Here is a 16,280-nt window from a genome sequence, read left to right on the forward strand (position 1 = left end):
CACACCGACACTGGCGCTCACCCACGCCAATCGGGATTCCGACCACGGCGCTCACCCGCACTACCTCTGGACCCCCTGAAGGCCAATATTCACCATAAGAAGCTACATCAGTAGCGTTATGGCTTGAGAGAAGGTGTGCCGCGCCTGTATGCGGTCCACTGAGCCGTCTCCGGCTTCAGCAGCCAAGGTAACTTCCACTCAAAGGGGCGGCTTGTGAAAAAGTGAAATATCCGACGCTAGAGCGATATTTCGCGAGAGACGAACGGTAGTCGCGAAGTTCGAACCTATCGCGCTGAGTATCAGGAAGGAATCGAGTCAGTCGAGAACCAATGCCCTGGACCCCGCGGGCCTACGTTCTGAGCGCGCACCCGCCGGTAGGCTTCGAGGCGTGAATGATGCGGAAGTTTTCTGGCAGGCTGTGGCCGCCTCCGTGGCCGCGGCCACTGCCCTCAGTACCGGACTAGCTTGGGCCATTGGCAACTGGGCGCGGAACAGGTCACGGGCGGAAGCAGACTGGGCATATACGGTCCACGCTTACGTCATCACTAAGGGAGCCAACAACGACTACGGCACTGACGGCGACATTTCTGTGAAAGGAAGCTTCGCTAACGCTGGCGATGCCAAAGCTTTCCGCCTCACTATGACCCCAAGCTCTGGAAAGGGCGGCCTAATCACGCCAAGCGGGAGCATGTTCGGACCCAACTCCCACGAGTGGATGGCGGTCATGGACCCGGGGATGCAAGTCAATTTCTGGTGCGAAGTTCCGGCGGACGACTGGCAGGACTTCGAGATAACACTTGACTGGATCACGACTCCAACGCGGTTGAAGAAACACATCCAGTTCGTGTTGAAGCCCAGGGAGATCCTCCCGACCCCTCAACGGATCAAGGCCTGGTCTCCAGAGGGCTGAGCTGCTCTTACTTTGGTGTTGGCTTGTGAACTCGTCGAATATCCGACGCTGAGCCGTGGGGCGTCCGGTAACGATCGTTCGCAAGACACCGTTTGAGATCCCTCCCAGCCCAAGGAACACAAGGGCTCGCCGTGTAACGGTTGCCGCGAACGCACCATCGCAACGGGCACCTCCCTTTGCGATACACCAAATCCGCGAAGGACTTCTTGGCTACGAACCGGCCCGGTCGCCAGGGCCGACGGCTGATTTCTGGTGAATACTCGCGCTAACGTCGGATATTTCACTTTTTCACAAGCCGCCCCTCAAAAGCCATTGGGGGGAGTCTCGACTTCCGCTGGGTCCAGTTCGGGTCGCGCACGCTGAAACGTGAGCGGGTGCCTGAATGACCCGGCCCGAAGGTTGACAACTATAGAAGGGTCAAACGCCCCCGAGCTGGAACTCGGAAGCGTAAGCGTAAAGCAAGGAAGGTGTACAGGACTAAGCCGGCCCGGCCGGGCCTGCCCACCACGGCAGGCCCGGCCGCCGGGACGTCCCAGTGGCAGGATCCTCGCTCTGCGGATCCGTGGGTAGTAGTGCAGGCTCGCGGGGGGCTCACCCTGGGTTTCGCTTCGCTGCACCCAGAAGATGGTCGTCCGCTAGCGCTCCCGCCTGTTGGGTCCAGGCCCGGGCGTCGCAGAGCTCCGCCGGTCCCGGCCCTGTTGTCTACGTCTTCGACGTTTTTTGGTTGCTGTCCTTCGGATTCTAGGCGTCCGCTCCACCCCGTCTAGCCCCTCCTTCGTCGGGGCCTGCGGCCCAGGAATTGCCCCAACGCGCTCGTTCCTCGCTTATTCCGCCGGGGAATTTCCTGACCCTGGCCCTGCGGGTAGACAGGGCTCCGTCGGCCGCCGAGCAAGCGAGCTTGCCAGCAACCAAAAAACAACGGGGGAGAAAGAGGGGCAGCTGGCACGGTTACGCCGTCCCCTCACCCCCACGTCTCGGACAAAAGGACACACACCATGAACGCGATCACCACCGCAACGATCACCACCAAAGACACCGCCGAAGTTCTCTTCAACGTCCCGGTGTTGGGGGATTACCACATGAACACCGGCTACGACTGGATGGAGGACATCGAACCCGCTGGCTGGGTTGTCCTCCCCTCGTGGGGCTGCGATGGCTGGGACGTTGGCCAGTGGCCTTATGTGATGTTGGCGCTGCTGCGCACGAACGACGCCGAGGGTGAACTGTTCGCCATGGCCACCTACACCGAGGGCGACGTGAAAACCACGTACTACAGGTCCCAGTCGGCCCAGTGGGCCGCGATCACCGCCTACGCCTTCTGGCAGTGGAAGCACGGACAGGCTCAAGGCCCGGCAGACCTCCCGGAAACGCTCGAGGAACTGCCCAACCAGTACCGCACCCCGTACACGGTCACCGGCCACTAACCACCCCCAACCGGTGGGCGGCCCACGGGCCGCCCACCGCCCACACTTTTTCAGGAGACAAACCATGAGCACCTGCCATGCCCTCATCATCCCCGCCGACCAGGCCCAGCCCGCCCGCCTCGAAACCATCGACACTGACCTGGAGACCCTGCAGACTCTCGTTCACGGCAACATCGAAGCCGTCAGCGGGAAAGACTGGCACTCTTACCTCAACGAGGAAGGCAAGATTCTTGGTCTGATGCCCAACGTCCGTGCCGCGTCCCTGGTGTGGGAACTGACCGGTGCCCTCACGGATGTTTACTGTGGTGACGTCGTGTTCCTGGGCGACGACGCCCAAGGCGAGGAAGCCGATCTTCCCGCCTACGTGATCGCCATCTGGGAACAGACCCGAATCGACCAGCCCACCAGTTAGCCACGAGGGGAGCGGGGCAGGGAGTACCCGCCCCGCTCCCTTGCCCGTCCCGCCGAAAGTGCGGGCGGACCACCGCCAACCGTTCCCGGCACATGTGGTGGTCACCGGACGGCGGCCCGCCAATCACACCTGTCCCATTCCCCGGCCCGGGGTGCCGTGCTGCGCCCTGACAGACCGGACAGCTAAGCTGATAACCGTTCCCTTTCCAGCGCGGGAACCCGAGAGCCGGCATAGCCCCCTGTGCCGGCTCTCCACCTAAAACAACCAGCTGCAGCAAGGACGCTGCAAGCCATCAAAGTTTCCTTTGTCCGAGGAAAACGGTTGAGGCCGGCACCCCACCAGGTGCCGGCCTCTCCGCTCTTAAGCGGGCCGGGATCCCGGTGCACCATGTCAGCGCCGGCCTGGTGCAGGCTCGCAGGGGCTCGCTCTGGGTTTCGCTTCGCTGCACCCAGAGAATGGTCGTCCGCTAGCGCTCCCGCCTGTTGGGTCCAGGCCCGGGCGTCGCAGAGCTCCGCCGGTCCCGGCCCTGTTGTCTACGTCTTCGACGTTTTTTGGTTGCTGTCCTTCGGATTCTAGGCGTCCGCTCCACCCCGTCTAGCCCCTCCTTCGTCGGGGCCTGCGGCCCAGGAATTGCCCCGACGCGCTCGTTCCTCGCTTATTCCGCCGGGGAATTTCCTGACCCTGGCCCTGCGGGTAGACAGGGCTCCGTCGGCCGCCGAGCAAGCGAGCTTGCCAGCACCCAAAAACAACGGGGGAGTCAGGGAGCAGCTGGCACGGTTACGCCGTCCCCTCACCCCGAGTCGATGAAACAAGGAGAACCACCCAATGACTGCAATCGCAGACAAGCCCGTTGCCACCGCGACCGTGCTGCCGACGCTCGAATGGCTGGACCCGGCCACGCTGACCGTGGAGACGAACGTGCGCAAGGACGCGGCCCTGACACCTTCGTTCATTGCCAGCATCAAGGAACACGGCGTACTCGAACCCGTCATTGCCCACCGCAAGGAGGACGGGACCGTGCACGTGTTGATGGGCCAGCGCCGCACCCGCGCCGCCGTCGAAGTCGCCCGGCCACTCATCCCCGTCATGGTAATGGACAGCCCCGAGGAAGCTGAGCGGATTCTCACGCAAGTTGTGGAGAACATCCAGCGCTCGGCGCTGACCGAAGCTGACGAGGCCGACGCTTACCACCAGCTTTCGCTGATTGGTGTTTCAGCGGCCTCGATCGCCAAGAAAACCGGACGGAACAAGACCGCCGTCGAGTCCGCTCTGAAAGCCAAGTCCTCCGAAGCCGGGGCCGCCGCCCTGGGTAAGGGCTACACCATCGAGGAAGCTTTGATCATGTCCGAGTTTGAAGGGAACGAGGACGCGACCGAGGAATTAGAGTCCGTCATCATGGATGAGCCCGATCAGCTCTTTCATGTCGCCCAGCAGTTGCGGGACCGCCGCGACCGCGCCGAAGCCCTCACCGCGCTGATCGCAGAACTCGAAGCCACCGGCAAGGCCATCGTGGAGGACGCCGGACATTACGCAGGCGAGGAAAACCTGTACGTCTCGGCCGCCCGCCGAGCTGACGGGGAGGAAGCGACCGACGAGGACGCAAACGCCTACGTGATTGCCACCAACTGGCAGGGCGAACACACCGCCAAGCCGGTGATCACCGGGTGGGAAGCGCTGGGATTTACGGCCAAGCACGAACGCTACGACGGCGGGACTGCCGTACAGAAGGGACCGAGGACCGATGAGCAGAAAGCCGAACGGCGGACCCTGATCGAGAACAATAAATTGATGAGTTCAGCCACGACCGTCCGCCGGGAATGGGTGGCGTCCCTGCTGGCGAAGAAGCAGGCCCCCAAGGGCTGGCAGTACTTCACCGTCCACGCCATCACCCACCATTCAGAGGTGGCCAGTGGCTACGAGGGGAAAGTAGCCACTGACATGATCGGGGTGAAAGTCGAAACGTCCGATGCGTGGGCGTGGAACCCGCTGAGGGACCACGTAGCCAAAACCACCACCCGGCCCGAGTTCGCCCTGATCGCCCTCGTCTGCGCAGGGTATGAAAAGACCATTTCCAAGGATTCATGGCGGACACCGCGCCAGAGCCACCGGGACTACCTGAACCAGCTCGTCACGTGGGGATACACCGCATCCGAGACTGAACAGATCATCATCGACAGCGGCCAGTAACACCCACCGGACATAGAAAAAGCGCGGACCCCAGATGTTCGTAGTATCTGGGCTCCGCGCTTTCTTCTCCCCACATTCTACCGGGAAACCTTAGGCAGAACCCAAGACCCGCAGGGTTCGGGGGAGCGGGGCCCCGGAACCGCTGAAAACGCGGGCGGTCCGCCTCACCAGGTAGCAGCTCCCAGCCTGGTCACCACCGGCGGACCGCCGTCCCAACGCGACCACCGCTTAGCCCGCCCTGGGTACAGCGCAGCAGGCCCCCGGGGGAATGCTGCTCACCACTGAATGACCCCTCGCCCACATTTGCACGGCACAAGCTCAACCTCCGGACTTTCCCGCACACACCTGGATGACGGGACCTACACTGACCGGCTGACCACAACCGCCAGGTCGCCAATAGCCGGCACGTCACCAACGAAACGCCGGCGATCATGGACAGCCTCCACCGCAGCGGGTACCGACCAGGCCAAAGACCCAAAACTTCAAAAGCTGCCGTGGACCACACAGTGAAGGTTTAGGGGCCACCAGGTGCCGGCTTGCTACGCCGGGACGCGGGGCCGGCTCTTAGGACGGCTCTATTCCGATGACCAGGAACGGGCGGCTGACGCCACTCTGCTGACGGGCCCGCCAGAGAAACCAGCTACAAAAATTGACTAAAAAACCCCTAGAATATAAGGCGAAAGGCCTATTCATTCACTTTAATGATTGGTAGAATTGAGGTAGCAAGTCAGCCAGTCGAACCTAACTAAGAGTGATACGAAACCGAGGACTGAAAATGACTCTCACCATCTACACCAAGCCCGCCGGATGCTTTGGCTGCAACAAGACCAAGCAGAAGTTCGCAGCGGCCGGCCTCGCCTTCCGTGAAGTGGATGTCACCTCCAACCCTGCCGCGCTGGAGTACATCGCCGAGGAGCTTGGCTACACCCAGGTCCCTGTTGTGGTCTACGACAAGGACGGCACCGAAAACCACTGGTCCGGCCTGAACCCGGTGCGGATCGAGCAGATCATCAGCATCGAAACCGCATCAGCAGCCCGGGCCCGTCAAGCGTAAACAAACCACCCACCTGAACCGCCCATACGAAACCAGCAGAAAAGGTACAAAACCATGTCAGGCGAAACGTCCATCACCGTAATCGGCAACCTCACCAGCGATCCCGAACTCCGCTTCACCACAGTGTCCCGTGGGTTCGGTAATTCTGAAGGCACACCCGTCGCGAACTTCACCATCGCTTCAACTCCCAGAACGTTCGATACCCAGGCCAAGGAATGGCAGGACGGTCAGACCCTGTTCCTTCGCGCCACGGTGTGGCGCGAAGCGGCGGAGAACGTCGCCGCGTCCCTGACCAAGGGCTCACGTGTCGTCGTCACCGGCGTCTTGAAGTCCCGGACCTATGAGACGACGGCGGGGGAGAAGCGCACCGTCATCGAGCTCGAGGTCGAGGAGATCGACGCCTCCCTCCGGTACTCGAGCGCGAAGCTCACCCGCACCCCCACCACCCGCCAGGACAACAGCACGGACGGCGGGGATGACGCCTACCGGCCCATCGGTGAACCGGCACCGCAGTACGCCGATGACGACGCCTGGTTCGGGCTGCATGCCAACCCTGACGGCCGTATCACCGTGCCGGACGCGGCCGCAGAGCCTGCGCGCTAAAGGGCCGGCGACAACACAAAGTAGTAGGAGTAGTATCGTTACTACTCCTACTACTTCCGATTTCGATGAGGATGGATCATGACGCAGAGCGTGAAAGACCGCGTGTACGCCGCCGCCGAGCAGATCAGCGCCGAGCGCCGCCCGACCGTCTCGACGGTTCGCGCGGCCGCGGGGGTGAGCAACGCCGACGCGACGCGGTATTTGAAGGAATGGACGGAGGAACGGCAGGCGGCGGGCAGCCAGTTGGCCGCAACACCGGCGACGTTGCTGGAGGCGGCGGCACGCCTGGCCGGCACTGCCTGGGCTGAGGCCGCCGCGTTGGCGGACGACCGGCACGCGGGGGTGGAAGTGACGTGGGCGCAGGAACGCAAAGACCGAGACGCGGAGATCGCCGAGCTCGTCGAAGATCTGGACCAGCTGACCGGGGAGAAGGACAAGGCCGTGTCCGGCCTGAACTCCCAGGTCGAGGAGCTGAAGTCACAGCTGACCGCGCTGGCCGGCGAGCTGGAGGAATCCCGGGGCGCGGAGCGGTCGGCCGCCGCCGCAGCGGCGGAGGCCGCAACGAAGCTCGCTGCCTCAGCCGCCAGGGACACCGCGATGCAGGCAGCCTATGATGCCCTGCTGGCACGCATCACCCCGCCGCAGGCCCCCGTCACCGCAGGCCAGGCAAGCGCCGGGCAGGACAAGGACCAGGCCGACGCACCATGACCATGAAAAAGGTCGCCGCGTTCACGCCGTACTACACCGAGGACCAGGCAGGGCAGGTCCGTGCCGCGTTTAAGGCGACCGGGCTTCTGGAGGGGGACGCGAGTGTGTCGGACCTGATCGTTCGGGCGAGCATGCGGGAGGTTAAGCGGCTGCAGCGCAAGTACAACGGCGGCAAGGCATGGACCCCGGTGCAGTCGGGGGAGCTGCGCCGGGGTCAGCGAACCAGGGATGAGATCCAGCACCGAAACGAGGACGCATAAGCATGGCAAAACCTACCGATGACCTGACCAACAAGACCACCGTTCCGGCTGGCACGAGGTTCCCGAAGATGCTAACGCTGGACCAGGTCCAGGAAATCCTGAACGTCGGCAAACCCATGGTCTACACCCTGGTGAAGAGCGGCGAGCTTCGCGCTGCGCAATTCAGTGGAAGGGGCATCTGGCGGGTGAGGGAAGATGACCTGGCAGCCTATATCGATGCCGCGTATGAAAAGACCGCCGAACGCATCGCGACCGGTCAGTTCTCGGCGGCCGAAGACAGCGAAGACTGATGTTCATCTTTATCTTCCTCGCAGCTTTCGCAGCTCTGTCGCTCGTCGGCTGGATCATCTTCGCCCTGACCCATCCCGTCGTCACCGGACAGGGCCTATTGATTTTCTTTTGCAAGGCAGCCGGCGTCATCGCGCTGCTCTCCGCGTTGGGCTTCTGGATCGGCCAGGGCTTCGCCCCGGCCATCCCAGGGTTCTTGTTCATGGCAGGGTTCTTCTTCGCAGCGAACAAACTCGAAGCGCGCTGGCGCAGCTGGTGAGACTGATGGAGACCACCCCCGAGGACCGGTTCTGGTTCAAGGTGATCAAAGGCCCGCGCCCGAATGATTGCTGGCTCTGGACCGGGGCTGTCTCCGATGACGGATACGGACGCTACTGGATCCAGACAGGGGACGGCGGGCAGCGCGCGGTCCGCCCACAGAGGCATGCCCACACCCTGCTGACTGGTGAGCAGCTGGCGCCGGAAACAATTCTCATGCACTCCTGCGACATTCCCCTGTGTGTCCGGTCCACCGGGGGCAGTGACAGCCACACCTACCCAGGGACGCAGGCGGATAACCTGGTGGACCGTTCACAAAAGAGACGCCACGCCAACGCCCATACATGGCGTTGGCGTGGCGTCGGCCGCGCCAACTTCGCCGCTCAATCGCGCCAGCTGCGCGACGCGCTCAAAGCGCACGGCTGGGACGAGTCAGTGATCCGACCCCTCATGTCCGGCCACGACCCCGACGCCCCAACTCTCTTCTGACCCGGCCACATCCGTGCCGCCCTGGTCACCGCCTGTCTTCTTTTTGCCCGCTGCTACGTCGATGCTGCGCACATAGGAGACGCTGACGTCCAGGAGCTCGGCAACGCCTTGGCGCGTCTCACCGGTAGCGAGCATCTTGACCACCGTCGCCTTCGCGTCTTCGCCGGCGGATTCGGCCTCCCGTTTGGCTGTTGCGATCAGCTCCGCAGCCTGCTTCTCCGCATCCTCAACCATGGCATCGGCCGTCAGCTTTGAGGCGTGGTAGTCCGTGGCAAGGGCTTGCAACGTCGCCTCACGCTCGCGCCGCTTCGCCGCCAGTTCCTCCGTCTTCCGACGTGCCTGAACCATCATCGAATTGCGTGTCTTGACTGCCATCACGGCCCCCTTGGTGTGGTGTGCGTTGAAACTTCCCTTGCTGCCATTCTGGCAGAGAACCCCGACCTTCGGCACCTAACGGTTACACGGCCGACTTCCGGCGCTTGAGCCAACCGGGCCGGGACGTGCGGTATCGGTCCGAGGGGGTGCGCAAGTACCGATCACGGAGCGGACGGGAAGAACACCCGCGCCTTCCCAGAAGCAGTGAAGGCTCAATCCACAGCTTGCCCAGGGCGGGAATCTCACCAGAGTCATTGATCGAGTTGTGGATTGAGCCTTCAGCGAGTTCCCACAATCAAAGCGATGCTTCTCATGATGGAAACTCGCATCCTCACTGATGGACCAGATATGACGTTTTTCGAACCCTAATGCTCGCCAGCTCCCATCAGCTCAAAATCTCATATCCAGTCACACCTCTTGCATTTCGAATAAACGAGGCCGAATCCGCTAGAATCGGTCCATGATGTCGCTGCACGTACTCAGTGCTGGCACCGGTTACCTGTACTACACGCAGGAGACCGCCAGCGGTGACACGCTGCGCGCAGAAGACCGCCAACTGGGCGACTACTACACCACTGAGGGTCTTCCCCCGGGCCAATGGGTTGGCCGCGGAGCCGCCGCCCTGGGTGTGAGTGGGAACGTCACAGAAGCGCAAATGGCCAACCTCTTCGGCAAGGGCCGGCACCCGGAATACGAACAGATCCTTGAAGAGAAGCGCGCCTCCGGATTGCCCGAAAAGCAGGCCACCAAGGAAGCCGATAAGGCTGCCAAACTCGGCCGGAAGTTCTACGAATACAGCCCCAAAGACAACGCCCTCGCACAAGCCATCAGCGTCCGCGAGAGCGACTTTGAGCGGATGAAGCACCGCAAGCCCACAGCAGAAGAACGGCACCGCATACGCGCCACCGCAGGGGCTGTGATGTTCCGCGAGGGCCACGGACGCAACCCTGCCACCAAGGAAGAACTGGGTAAGTTCATCACCGCCCAGCTCCGCCCCCAGCAGGACGCCGTTGCCGGATATGACCTGACCTTCACCCCCGTCAAAAGCGTCTCGGTCCTCTGGGCACTGGGAGACGCGGACACCCGCCGCATGGTCGAAGACGCCCAACAGGCAGCCCTTGCAGACTCCCTCGACTACCTCGAACAGCACGCGCTGGCCACCAGGTCAGGAACCAACGGCATCGCCCAGACCTCCGTCAGCGGGGGCCTGACAGCAACGAGCTTCCGGCACCACGACTCCCGCCTGGGAGACCCCAACCTGCACCACCACGTCGTGGTCTCCAACAAGGTCCAGGACGAGGCAGGGAACTGGAAGACCATCGACGGCAAGCTCCTGCACCGTTCGGCGGTGGCCGTCTCGGAGAACTACAACACCCGACTCCAAGCCCACCTTGAAACAGCCGGCGTCCAGTTCGAGGCACGCACCGTCAACGGATCCAAACAGCCCGTCATGGAAATTGCCTCAGTCCCCAGGGAACTGACTGCCATGTTCTCCAAGCGCAGCGAAGGCATCCGCGCGAGCCTCGCCGAACTCCGCAAAGCCTACGAGGAACAGCACGGCCACGCCCCCGACACGGCGGCCCTGATCAAACTCGCGCAGGCCGCAACGCTCAACACCCGCCCCGACAAAGAAGCAGCCAAAACCCTCGAACTGCAAGCCCGCCTGTGGCGCGACGAAGCCCACACGCTCTACAGCGAACAGGAACTCGTAGCGCTCACCACTGCCCGGACCAGGCCGGCGCTGGCCACTGCCACGGGCATCGACGTGCACGCCGCGGCCCGGAGCATCGTTGCCGCCGTTTCGGATAAGCGCTCGACCTGGACCGCGCAGAACGTCATGGCAGAGACCAACCGGTGGGCCAAGGAATACGCGTCCGCCCACGGGCCGGTGCCGGCCGATGCCCTCGAAGATGTTGTGTCCGCGAGCCTGGGAACCGCGTCAGTACGCATCACCCCGGACCAGGTACACGGCCGCTTTGAAGCACTGACCCGCAACGCCGGAACAGCGGACTTCAACCACCGCACCGACACCCTCTACACCTCCACCAAGATCCTCGAAGATGAAAACCTGCTCCTGCGGGCAGGAACAACAGACGTCATCCCCGCAGCGTCCATGGAAGACTTTGAGAGGGCCGTTGCCGCCCACAACCACGCCGTGGCCACCGGCGAAAAATCCCACCCACTGGATGAGGGACAGATCGCCCTTTCCCGCGAATTCGTCACGTCCTCCAAACTCCTGGCCGTCGGCATCGGCGCAGCCGGCACCGGCAAATCAAGCTCCATGGGACTCGTCCGCGCCGCCATCACCGGCGCCGGCGGCCGCGTCATCGGCCTGGCACCCTCGGCCGTCGCGGCAGCGAACCTGGGCGAACAGCTCGGCATCACCGCAGCGACCACGGACAAGTTCCTGCACATCAACCACGGCTCCGACCCCGCGCACCCGCCAGCGTTCCCCGGACCGTTCACCGTTACCCCCGGCACCCTCGTCATCGTTGACGAAGCCGGAATGCAGGGAACCGGCAAACTCGCGGACGTCGTCCGCGAAGTCCAAGCCCACGGCGGCCTTATCCGCTTCCTCGGGGATGACCGGCAGCTTTCCGCCGTCCAGGCCGGCGGGGCACTGCGGCTGCTGATCAACGAAATCGGCGCCACCGAACTCGAAACCATCCACCGGTTCACCAGCACCGAGGAAGCAGAGGCGTCCCTGCTGCTCCGCACCCCCACCGAGAACGAAACAGACCCGTTTACCTGGTACAAAAACAACGGCCGGGTCCAGGCCGGGAACATCGAAACGATAGAAGGCCTCGCCTTCGGCGTGTGGCAGGAACGCCTCAACGCCGGCGACGCGGCCGTGATGATGGCACCCACCAACGAAAGCTCACAGCGGCTCTCCGAACGCGCCCAGGCCTACCGGATCGAAACCGGCGACGTCGCCCGCGCCGGAGTATCCGTGCAGCTGCGCGACGGGTCCACAGCCTGGAGGGGGGACACCATCGTGACCCGCTCCAACGACTCGACCCTGAAAACCAAGCGCGGCCGGGACGTAGTGAAGAACGGCGACCTGTGGGCCGTCGAAGAAGCCCACGAGGACGGGTCGCTCTCCGTCTCACACCTTGGCCACGGCGGCAAGGTACGGCTCCCGGCAGAGTACGTCACCGACCACGTTCACCTGGGCTACGCCCTCACCACCCACCGCGCCCAAGGCATGACCAAAGACGCCGGTATCCCCATCCTCGACGCTGCCACCACCCGCGAAAACGCCTACGTCGCCGCCACACGCGGCCGGGACGAGAACGCGCTCTTCGTCGCCGTCGAAGACGGGCAGGACCGGGACACGGTGCTGGCCGCCATCGCCAACAACCACAGCCGCGAAACCTCAGCCCACGAAGCCCTGGGCACCGAGTACGAACGCATCAACAACCCCCTGACCCTGGCCGACCAATACCGCTACATCACCGAAGAAGCCAACAAGATCCGCATGGCCGCCATGGCACGCGAAGTCCTGGGCGAGGCCGCCGAAACCTTCGTGGCCACCGAATCCTGGGGAGCCGTGGCCACCAACCTGGCCAAAGCCGAGCACGAGGGCTGGGACCCAGCGAAGCTCCTGACCAACGCGGCGACGCAGCGCGAGTTCGACGGGGCCGAAGACAAATCAGCGGTGCTGTCCTGGCGGATCGAATCCATCGTGGACAAGGCCCCCGAAGTCCTCGCCGCAGCCGGCGAGAGGCCCCTGGCCAACCTCACCGATGCTCAGCTGGCCGCCCTCAAAGCAGACGTGGCCCAAGCCGGCCAGGACCGCGCGAAGGCGCTGGCAGCGGCTAAGGCCACCGAAGGACCCCAGCCGGCCGATCACTGGACGAACCGCCGCCACGGGGCCCTCACTGACGGCGAGCTCGAACGCCGCATCTTTACCTCCCGTTTCACCGCCCGGGAACAGGAAGCCATCAACAACCCGGCCATCGCCCGCCGGAACCAATACCGGCTCCGCGCCCTCGTCGAAGAGCAGAAGATCCGCACCGAGCAAGCCCGCACCGGTCAGAACCCGACAGAGGCGGCCGAACGCGGTCCGCGCAGCCAGTACGCGAAGAACGCACCAGGTGTGGCCACCGAACAAAGCCGCGCCCTCTCACACCAGGTCATCGCCGCCCGCGTCCGTGCAGAGGAACGGTTGCGCTCCCTGACCCCCGGCACGCCTGTACCTGCCGGGACGGCGGACCGGTTGCCCGAATGGCTCGCACCGGCACGGCCCGCAAACAGCGCATATCTGCCGCAGGAATGGCGTGAAGAACTCACCACCCGCCGTGAAGTCCTCACCGCCCGCCTGGACGAGCGAGGCCACCTTCTCGCGGCCGAACCGCCCGTGTGGGCGCAGCAACTGGGCCCCGTCCCCGAAAAGCCCGAAGCCGCGCAGCAATGGCGCGACACCGCCGCCGAGCTCGAAATGTTCCGTGCCCGCTACAACGTCCCCGAAACAGAGCAGGTACCCGTGCCCGAAAACCTCCGCGCCGAAGAGATTGGCCGTGACCTCCACGACCGGGCCGTGACCGTCAGCAAACGCTCCCGCGCCCTCGCCGACCACGCGACCGAACAGGACCGCCTCCAGGCGGCAGCTGAGGCGCTGGAACGCAACAAGGACACCCACGCCCCAACCGCCCCGGCACAGGAAGCCACAGACAAGGACCGCCAGACCAACGCGCAGGAGCAGGCCGCCGTCACACCGGTCCAGGTGGAGAAGCCCCGCGTCATGACCCGGCTCCAGAAACTCGTCGCCGAGCAGCAAGCCAAGAAAGCCGCCGAGCAGGCACCAGTGCAGAAGAAGCCAGAGACAGATGCCCAGCGCCAATCACGGCTCGCGGCCGAACGGGCCCAGCGGGAACAGCGGGAACAGCAACGAACCGCGGCCGAAGATCTGCGCGGCCCCGGCCTAGGACTATAACTACGCCTCTTGGCACCAGCCATTGCAGCGCCGGCCACGGTCCCGTCGACGCGCCTGAGAATGTCAATCTGGTTTGAGCCCAGGTTGGCGGTAAATCGCAGTCTCATTCGGACCCAGGTCATAGGGTCCGGAGATCGCATCCGGCTGGTGGAGCGTTGTCATCCGGCCCAGTCATGGCTTCGATTGGAGTCGGAGAAAACCGCTGAACCCCGCGGCGCAAGGCGCCTCGAACGCATGGCACGGAATTCCGAGGGAGAGGCTGCATGATTTATCTGATGAGATACGCAGAGTACAAGCTTCACATATGCGCTGTTATCGGCGGAAAGGTGAAGCACACGCACGTCAATGAGCTCGGGCTGGCAATGTCGACTGTCCGATTTCATCTAAGTTGACGCAGATTCACTACATCTGACGCATTCTCATCGATTGTTCATTACATCTGTCGCATCGCAGGTCAGGAGGTGGGTCCACCAGGGAGCCCGTGGATGGATATTGAGAGACCGGGCCGTTTCACTACGGTTGTCGCATCGCAGGTCAGTGGCCTACAGCTGCGTCAAGTTAGATGGATACGGACATCGACTCGGCCCCGAGCTCCGATAGGTATTTTCTTCCAACCGCCGCTCTAGCCACAATCTGAGCTCCTCCTGATCAACCCGGCGATGACCGGGTACGCCTGGAATGGCCTTCCGAGGTTGTCACCGTAGCCCACGACGCCGGCGGGGTCATCGATCCCAATGGCTACCTCGCCCCCGCCGCGGTCATGGAGGGGGCCGCCGAAGACGACTAAGAGCGCCATCAATAGGTTCGGAAATGCCGCCGTCAGGCACCCAGGGTCGGCAATTGAATGCCGCTGTCACACTTCGTCCCGGGAAGGCCAAGGGCACCGGCGGTATCGACGAGTCGTTCCATACCCATAGTTGAGTCAACGGTGGACTGGGAACGCCTGCTGTAGACGCGGTCGCCGGGCTGGACGAGGCTGGAGCTCATTTCTTCGACCGAGTAGCTCGTCAGTTAGTCGATGTGCTGCTGCTGCATCGGCTTGATGAGAGCGACGTCTTCCGGGAGGTCGCCGGCGACGGCGTCGATGAGGCGGTTGTCCGCGGTGAGGTGCAGGCCGTTTGGTGAGAGCGGTCTGGCGGCATGGGTGGTCAGCAGCGAGGCGATGACCACGATCCCGATGGCCAGCAGGGCGTAGCGGATGGTGAAGTGGTCGCCCAGAAAGCCGAGCAGCGGCGGCCCGGCCACGTACGCCGCGTACCCGATTGTGGACACGACCGAAACACGGGAGGCGGCCCGAACCGGGTCGTCGGCGGCGGCGGATATGCCCGTCGGGAATCCGAGGGCCGCGCCGGCTCCCCAGAACACGGCTCCCAGCCCGGCCAGCCAGACGTTGGGACCCAGTACAAACAGGAGCAGGCCGGCCAGGGCCGCTCCCAGGCTGGCGTAGAGCACGGGAACCCGGCCGAAGCGGTCGATGAACCGGCCACCCACAAACCTAAACGTGGTCATCGACGCCGCGAACGCGGCATACATCAGGGCCCCGGAGGCTTCGGTGGTGTGCATCCCGTCCACCGTGGCCTTGGCAAGCCAGTCATTGGCGGTGCCGCTAGTCAGGGCCGCGCCCAGGACGACCAGGCCGACCAGGAGAGTACGCCCCTCTTTCCAGGCGTTGGGTCCGCGCGGCTTCGTCCTGCCCGCAGGCTTCGGCGGGGAGTGCGGGTGCTCCGGCAGATAGTAGCGGGTAGCCACCAGGACCAGGGCAATCACGACGGCGGCAACCCCCATGAGTTGCATCGGCAGCCCGATGTTCAGGCCCGATAATCCGGTTCCTAGCAGCGCTCCTACGAAAGCGCCGCCACTGAAGGCGGCGTGGAACTGGGGCATCACGGTGCGGGCTAGTTGCCGTTCCACCTCCGCACCCTCAATGTTCTGCGCCACGTCCCACAGTCCGATCCCCGCGCCGAAACAGAACAGCCCCAGGGCGGTCAGGGGCACCGAGGCGAGCAGCAGTGCCACCGAGATGATGATCCCGCCGGCCGCGGCCACCATTCCGCCGGTTCGGACGGTGTTCGCCGTGCCGACATGGGATACCGTGCGTCCGGAGAGCGGGAGGGCCACCACGGAGCCGGCGGCCCCGATCAGCAGCACGGCACCCATTTCACCGGTGCTGAGGTCCAGGATCCGGGTCACGGCTGGGATCGGGCGGCCCAGCTGCCGAAGGCAAGGCCATTGATGCCGAACACCACAAACGTGGCCACCGAAGCGCCACGGACCTGATCCGCCCGTGTACGTGGTGCGGTGGTCCCATTGCCGGTGAGACCGGGTCGTTCAAGGTAGCGGGACATCATGGGATAACTTTCACGGGGCTTCTGCGAT

15 protein-coding genes are annotated in these 16,280 nt (G+C 63.9%); 12 read left to right on the forward strand and 3 right to left on the reverse strand.

Features of this window, described 5'->3' with window-relative positions; all coding sequences use genetic code 11:
- The first annotated feature begins 388 nt into the window (after positions 1–388).
- The 11 genes from ACVWY0_RS12085 to ACVWY0_RS12135 all read left to right on the forward strand — a co-directional run bounded on the left by ACVWY0_RS12085 (position 389) and on the right by ACVWY0_RS12135 (position 8,593).
- Positions 389–910: a hypothetical protein gene (locus tag ACVWY0_RS12085; RefSeq protein WP_485836906.1), complete on the forward strand. Its 522-nt coding sequence runs from the start codon at positions 389–391 to the stop codon at positions 908–910.
- Between the two features lie 995 nt (positions 911–1,905).
- Positions 1,906–2,334 (forward strand): hypothetical protein, encoded by a 429-nt coding sequence (locus ACVWY0_RS12090; RefSeq protein WP_485836907.1) that lies wholly within the window; start codon positions 1,906–1,908, stop codon positions 2,332–2,334.
- Between the two features lie 64 nt (positions 2,335–2,398).
- On the forward strand, positions 2,399–2,746 hold the full coding sequence (locus ACVWY0_RS12095) for a DUF3846 domain-containing protein (protein WP_485836908.1): 348 nt from the start codon (positions 2,399–2,401) through the stop codon (positions 2,744–2,746).
- Positions 2,747–3,571: 825 nt separating this feature from the next.
- Positions 3,572–4,933: a ParB/RepB/Spo0J family partition protein gene (locus ACVWY0_RS12100; RefSeq protein WP_485836909.1), complete on the forward strand. Its 1,362-nt coding sequence runs from the start codon at positions 3,572–3,574 to the stop codon at positions 4,931–4,933.
- Between the two features lie 775 nt (positions 4,934–5,708).
- Positions 5,709–5,987: a glutaredoxin family protein gene (locus tag ACVWY0_RS12105; protein WP_485836910.1), complete on the forward strand. Its 279-nt coding sequence runs from the start codon at positions 5,709–5,711 to the stop codon at positions 5,985–5,987.
- Positions 5,988–6,041: 54 nt separating this feature from the next.
- Positions 6,042–6,590: a single-stranded DNA-binding protein gene (ssb, locus tag ACVWY0_RS12110; protein ID WP_485836911.1), complete on the forward strand. Its 549-nt coding sequence runs from the start codon at positions 6,042–6,044 to the stop codon at positions 6,588–6,590.
- A 78-nt stretch (positions 6,591–6,668) separates the two neighbouring features.
- On the forward strand, positions 6,669–7,298 hold the full coding sequence (locus ACVWY0_RS12115; protein WP_485836912.1) for a DNA-binding protein: 630 nt from the start codon (positions 6,669–6,671) through the stop codon (positions 7,296–7,298).
- Complete coding sequence (locus ACVWY0_RS12120) at positions 7,295–7,558, forward strand: ParB family protein (RefSeq protein WP_485836913.1); 264 nt, start codon at positions 7,295–7,297, stop codon at positions 7,556–7,558. Before ACVWY0_RS12115 ends, ACVWY0_RS12120 begins: the two co-directional genes overlap by 4 nt.
- A gap of 2 nt (positions 7,559–7,560) precedes the next feature.
- Complete coding sequence (locus ACVWY0_RS12125) at positions 7,561–7,848, forward strand: helix-turn-helix domain-containing protein (protein WP_485836914.1); 288 nt, start codon at positions 7,561–7,563, stop codon at positions 7,846–7,848.
- Positions 7,848–8,105, forward strand: a complete 258-nt coding sequence (locus ACVWY0_RS12130) for a chemotaxis protein (RefSeq protein ID WP_485836915.1) — start codon at positions 7,848–7,850, stop codon at positions 8,103–8,105. Before ACVWY0_RS12125 ends, ACVWY0_RS12130 begins: the two co-directional genes overlap by 1 nt.
- Before the next feature lie 5 nt (positions 8,106–8,110).
- Positions 8,111–8,593, forward strand: a complete 483-nt coding sequence (locus ACVWY0_RS12135; protein ID WP_485836916.1) for a hypothetical protein — start codon at positions 8,111–8,113, stop codon at positions 8,591–8,593.
- On the opposite strand, the gene ACVWY0_RS12140 is transcribed toward ACVWY0_RS12135, so the two are convergent.
- Positions 8,537–8,968: a hypothetical protein gene (locus tag ACVWY0_RS12140; protein ID WP_485836917.1), complete on the reverse strand. Its 432-nt coding sequence runs from the start codon at positions 8,966–8,968 to the stop codon at positions 8,537–8,539. The two genes, ACVWY0_RS12135 and ACVWY0_RS12140, sit on opposite strands and share 57 nt — an antisense overlap.
- A 460-nt stretch (positions 8,969–9,428) precedes the next feature.
- Here ACVWY0_RS12140 and mobF point away from each other — a divergent pair, with 460 nt between their 5' ends.
- Entirely contained in the window at positions 9,429–13,904 is a 4,476-nt protein-coding gene (gene mobF / locus ACVWY0_RS12145) for a MobF family relaxase (protein ID WP_485836918.1), read from the forward strand.
- Positions 13,905–14,915: 1,011 nt separating this feature from the next.
- On the opposite strand, the gene ACVWY0_RS12150 is transcribed toward mobF, so the two are convergent.
- Together ACVWY0_RS12150 and ACVWY0_RS12155 are read right to left on the reverse strand one after the other, a co-directional pair.
- Complete coding sequence (locus tag ACVWY0_RS12150; RefSeq protein ID WP_485836919.1) at positions 14,916–16,094, reverse strand: MFS transporter; 1,179 nt, start codon at positions 16,092–16,094, stop codon at positions 14,916–14,918.
- The gene (locus ACVWY0_RS12155; protein WP_485836920.1) at positions 16,091–16,252 is read right to left on the reverse strand and encodes a hypothetical protein; all 162 of its coding nucleotides are present in this window, start codon (positions 16,250–16,252) and stop codon (positions 16,091–16,093) included. The genes ACVWY0_RS12150 and ACVWY0_RS12155 overlap by 4 nt, the downstream gene beginning before the upstream one ends.
- Positions 16,253–16,280 lie beyond the last annotated feature (28 nt).

Source organism: Arthrobacter sp. UYNi723 (genome assembly GCF_054057635.1).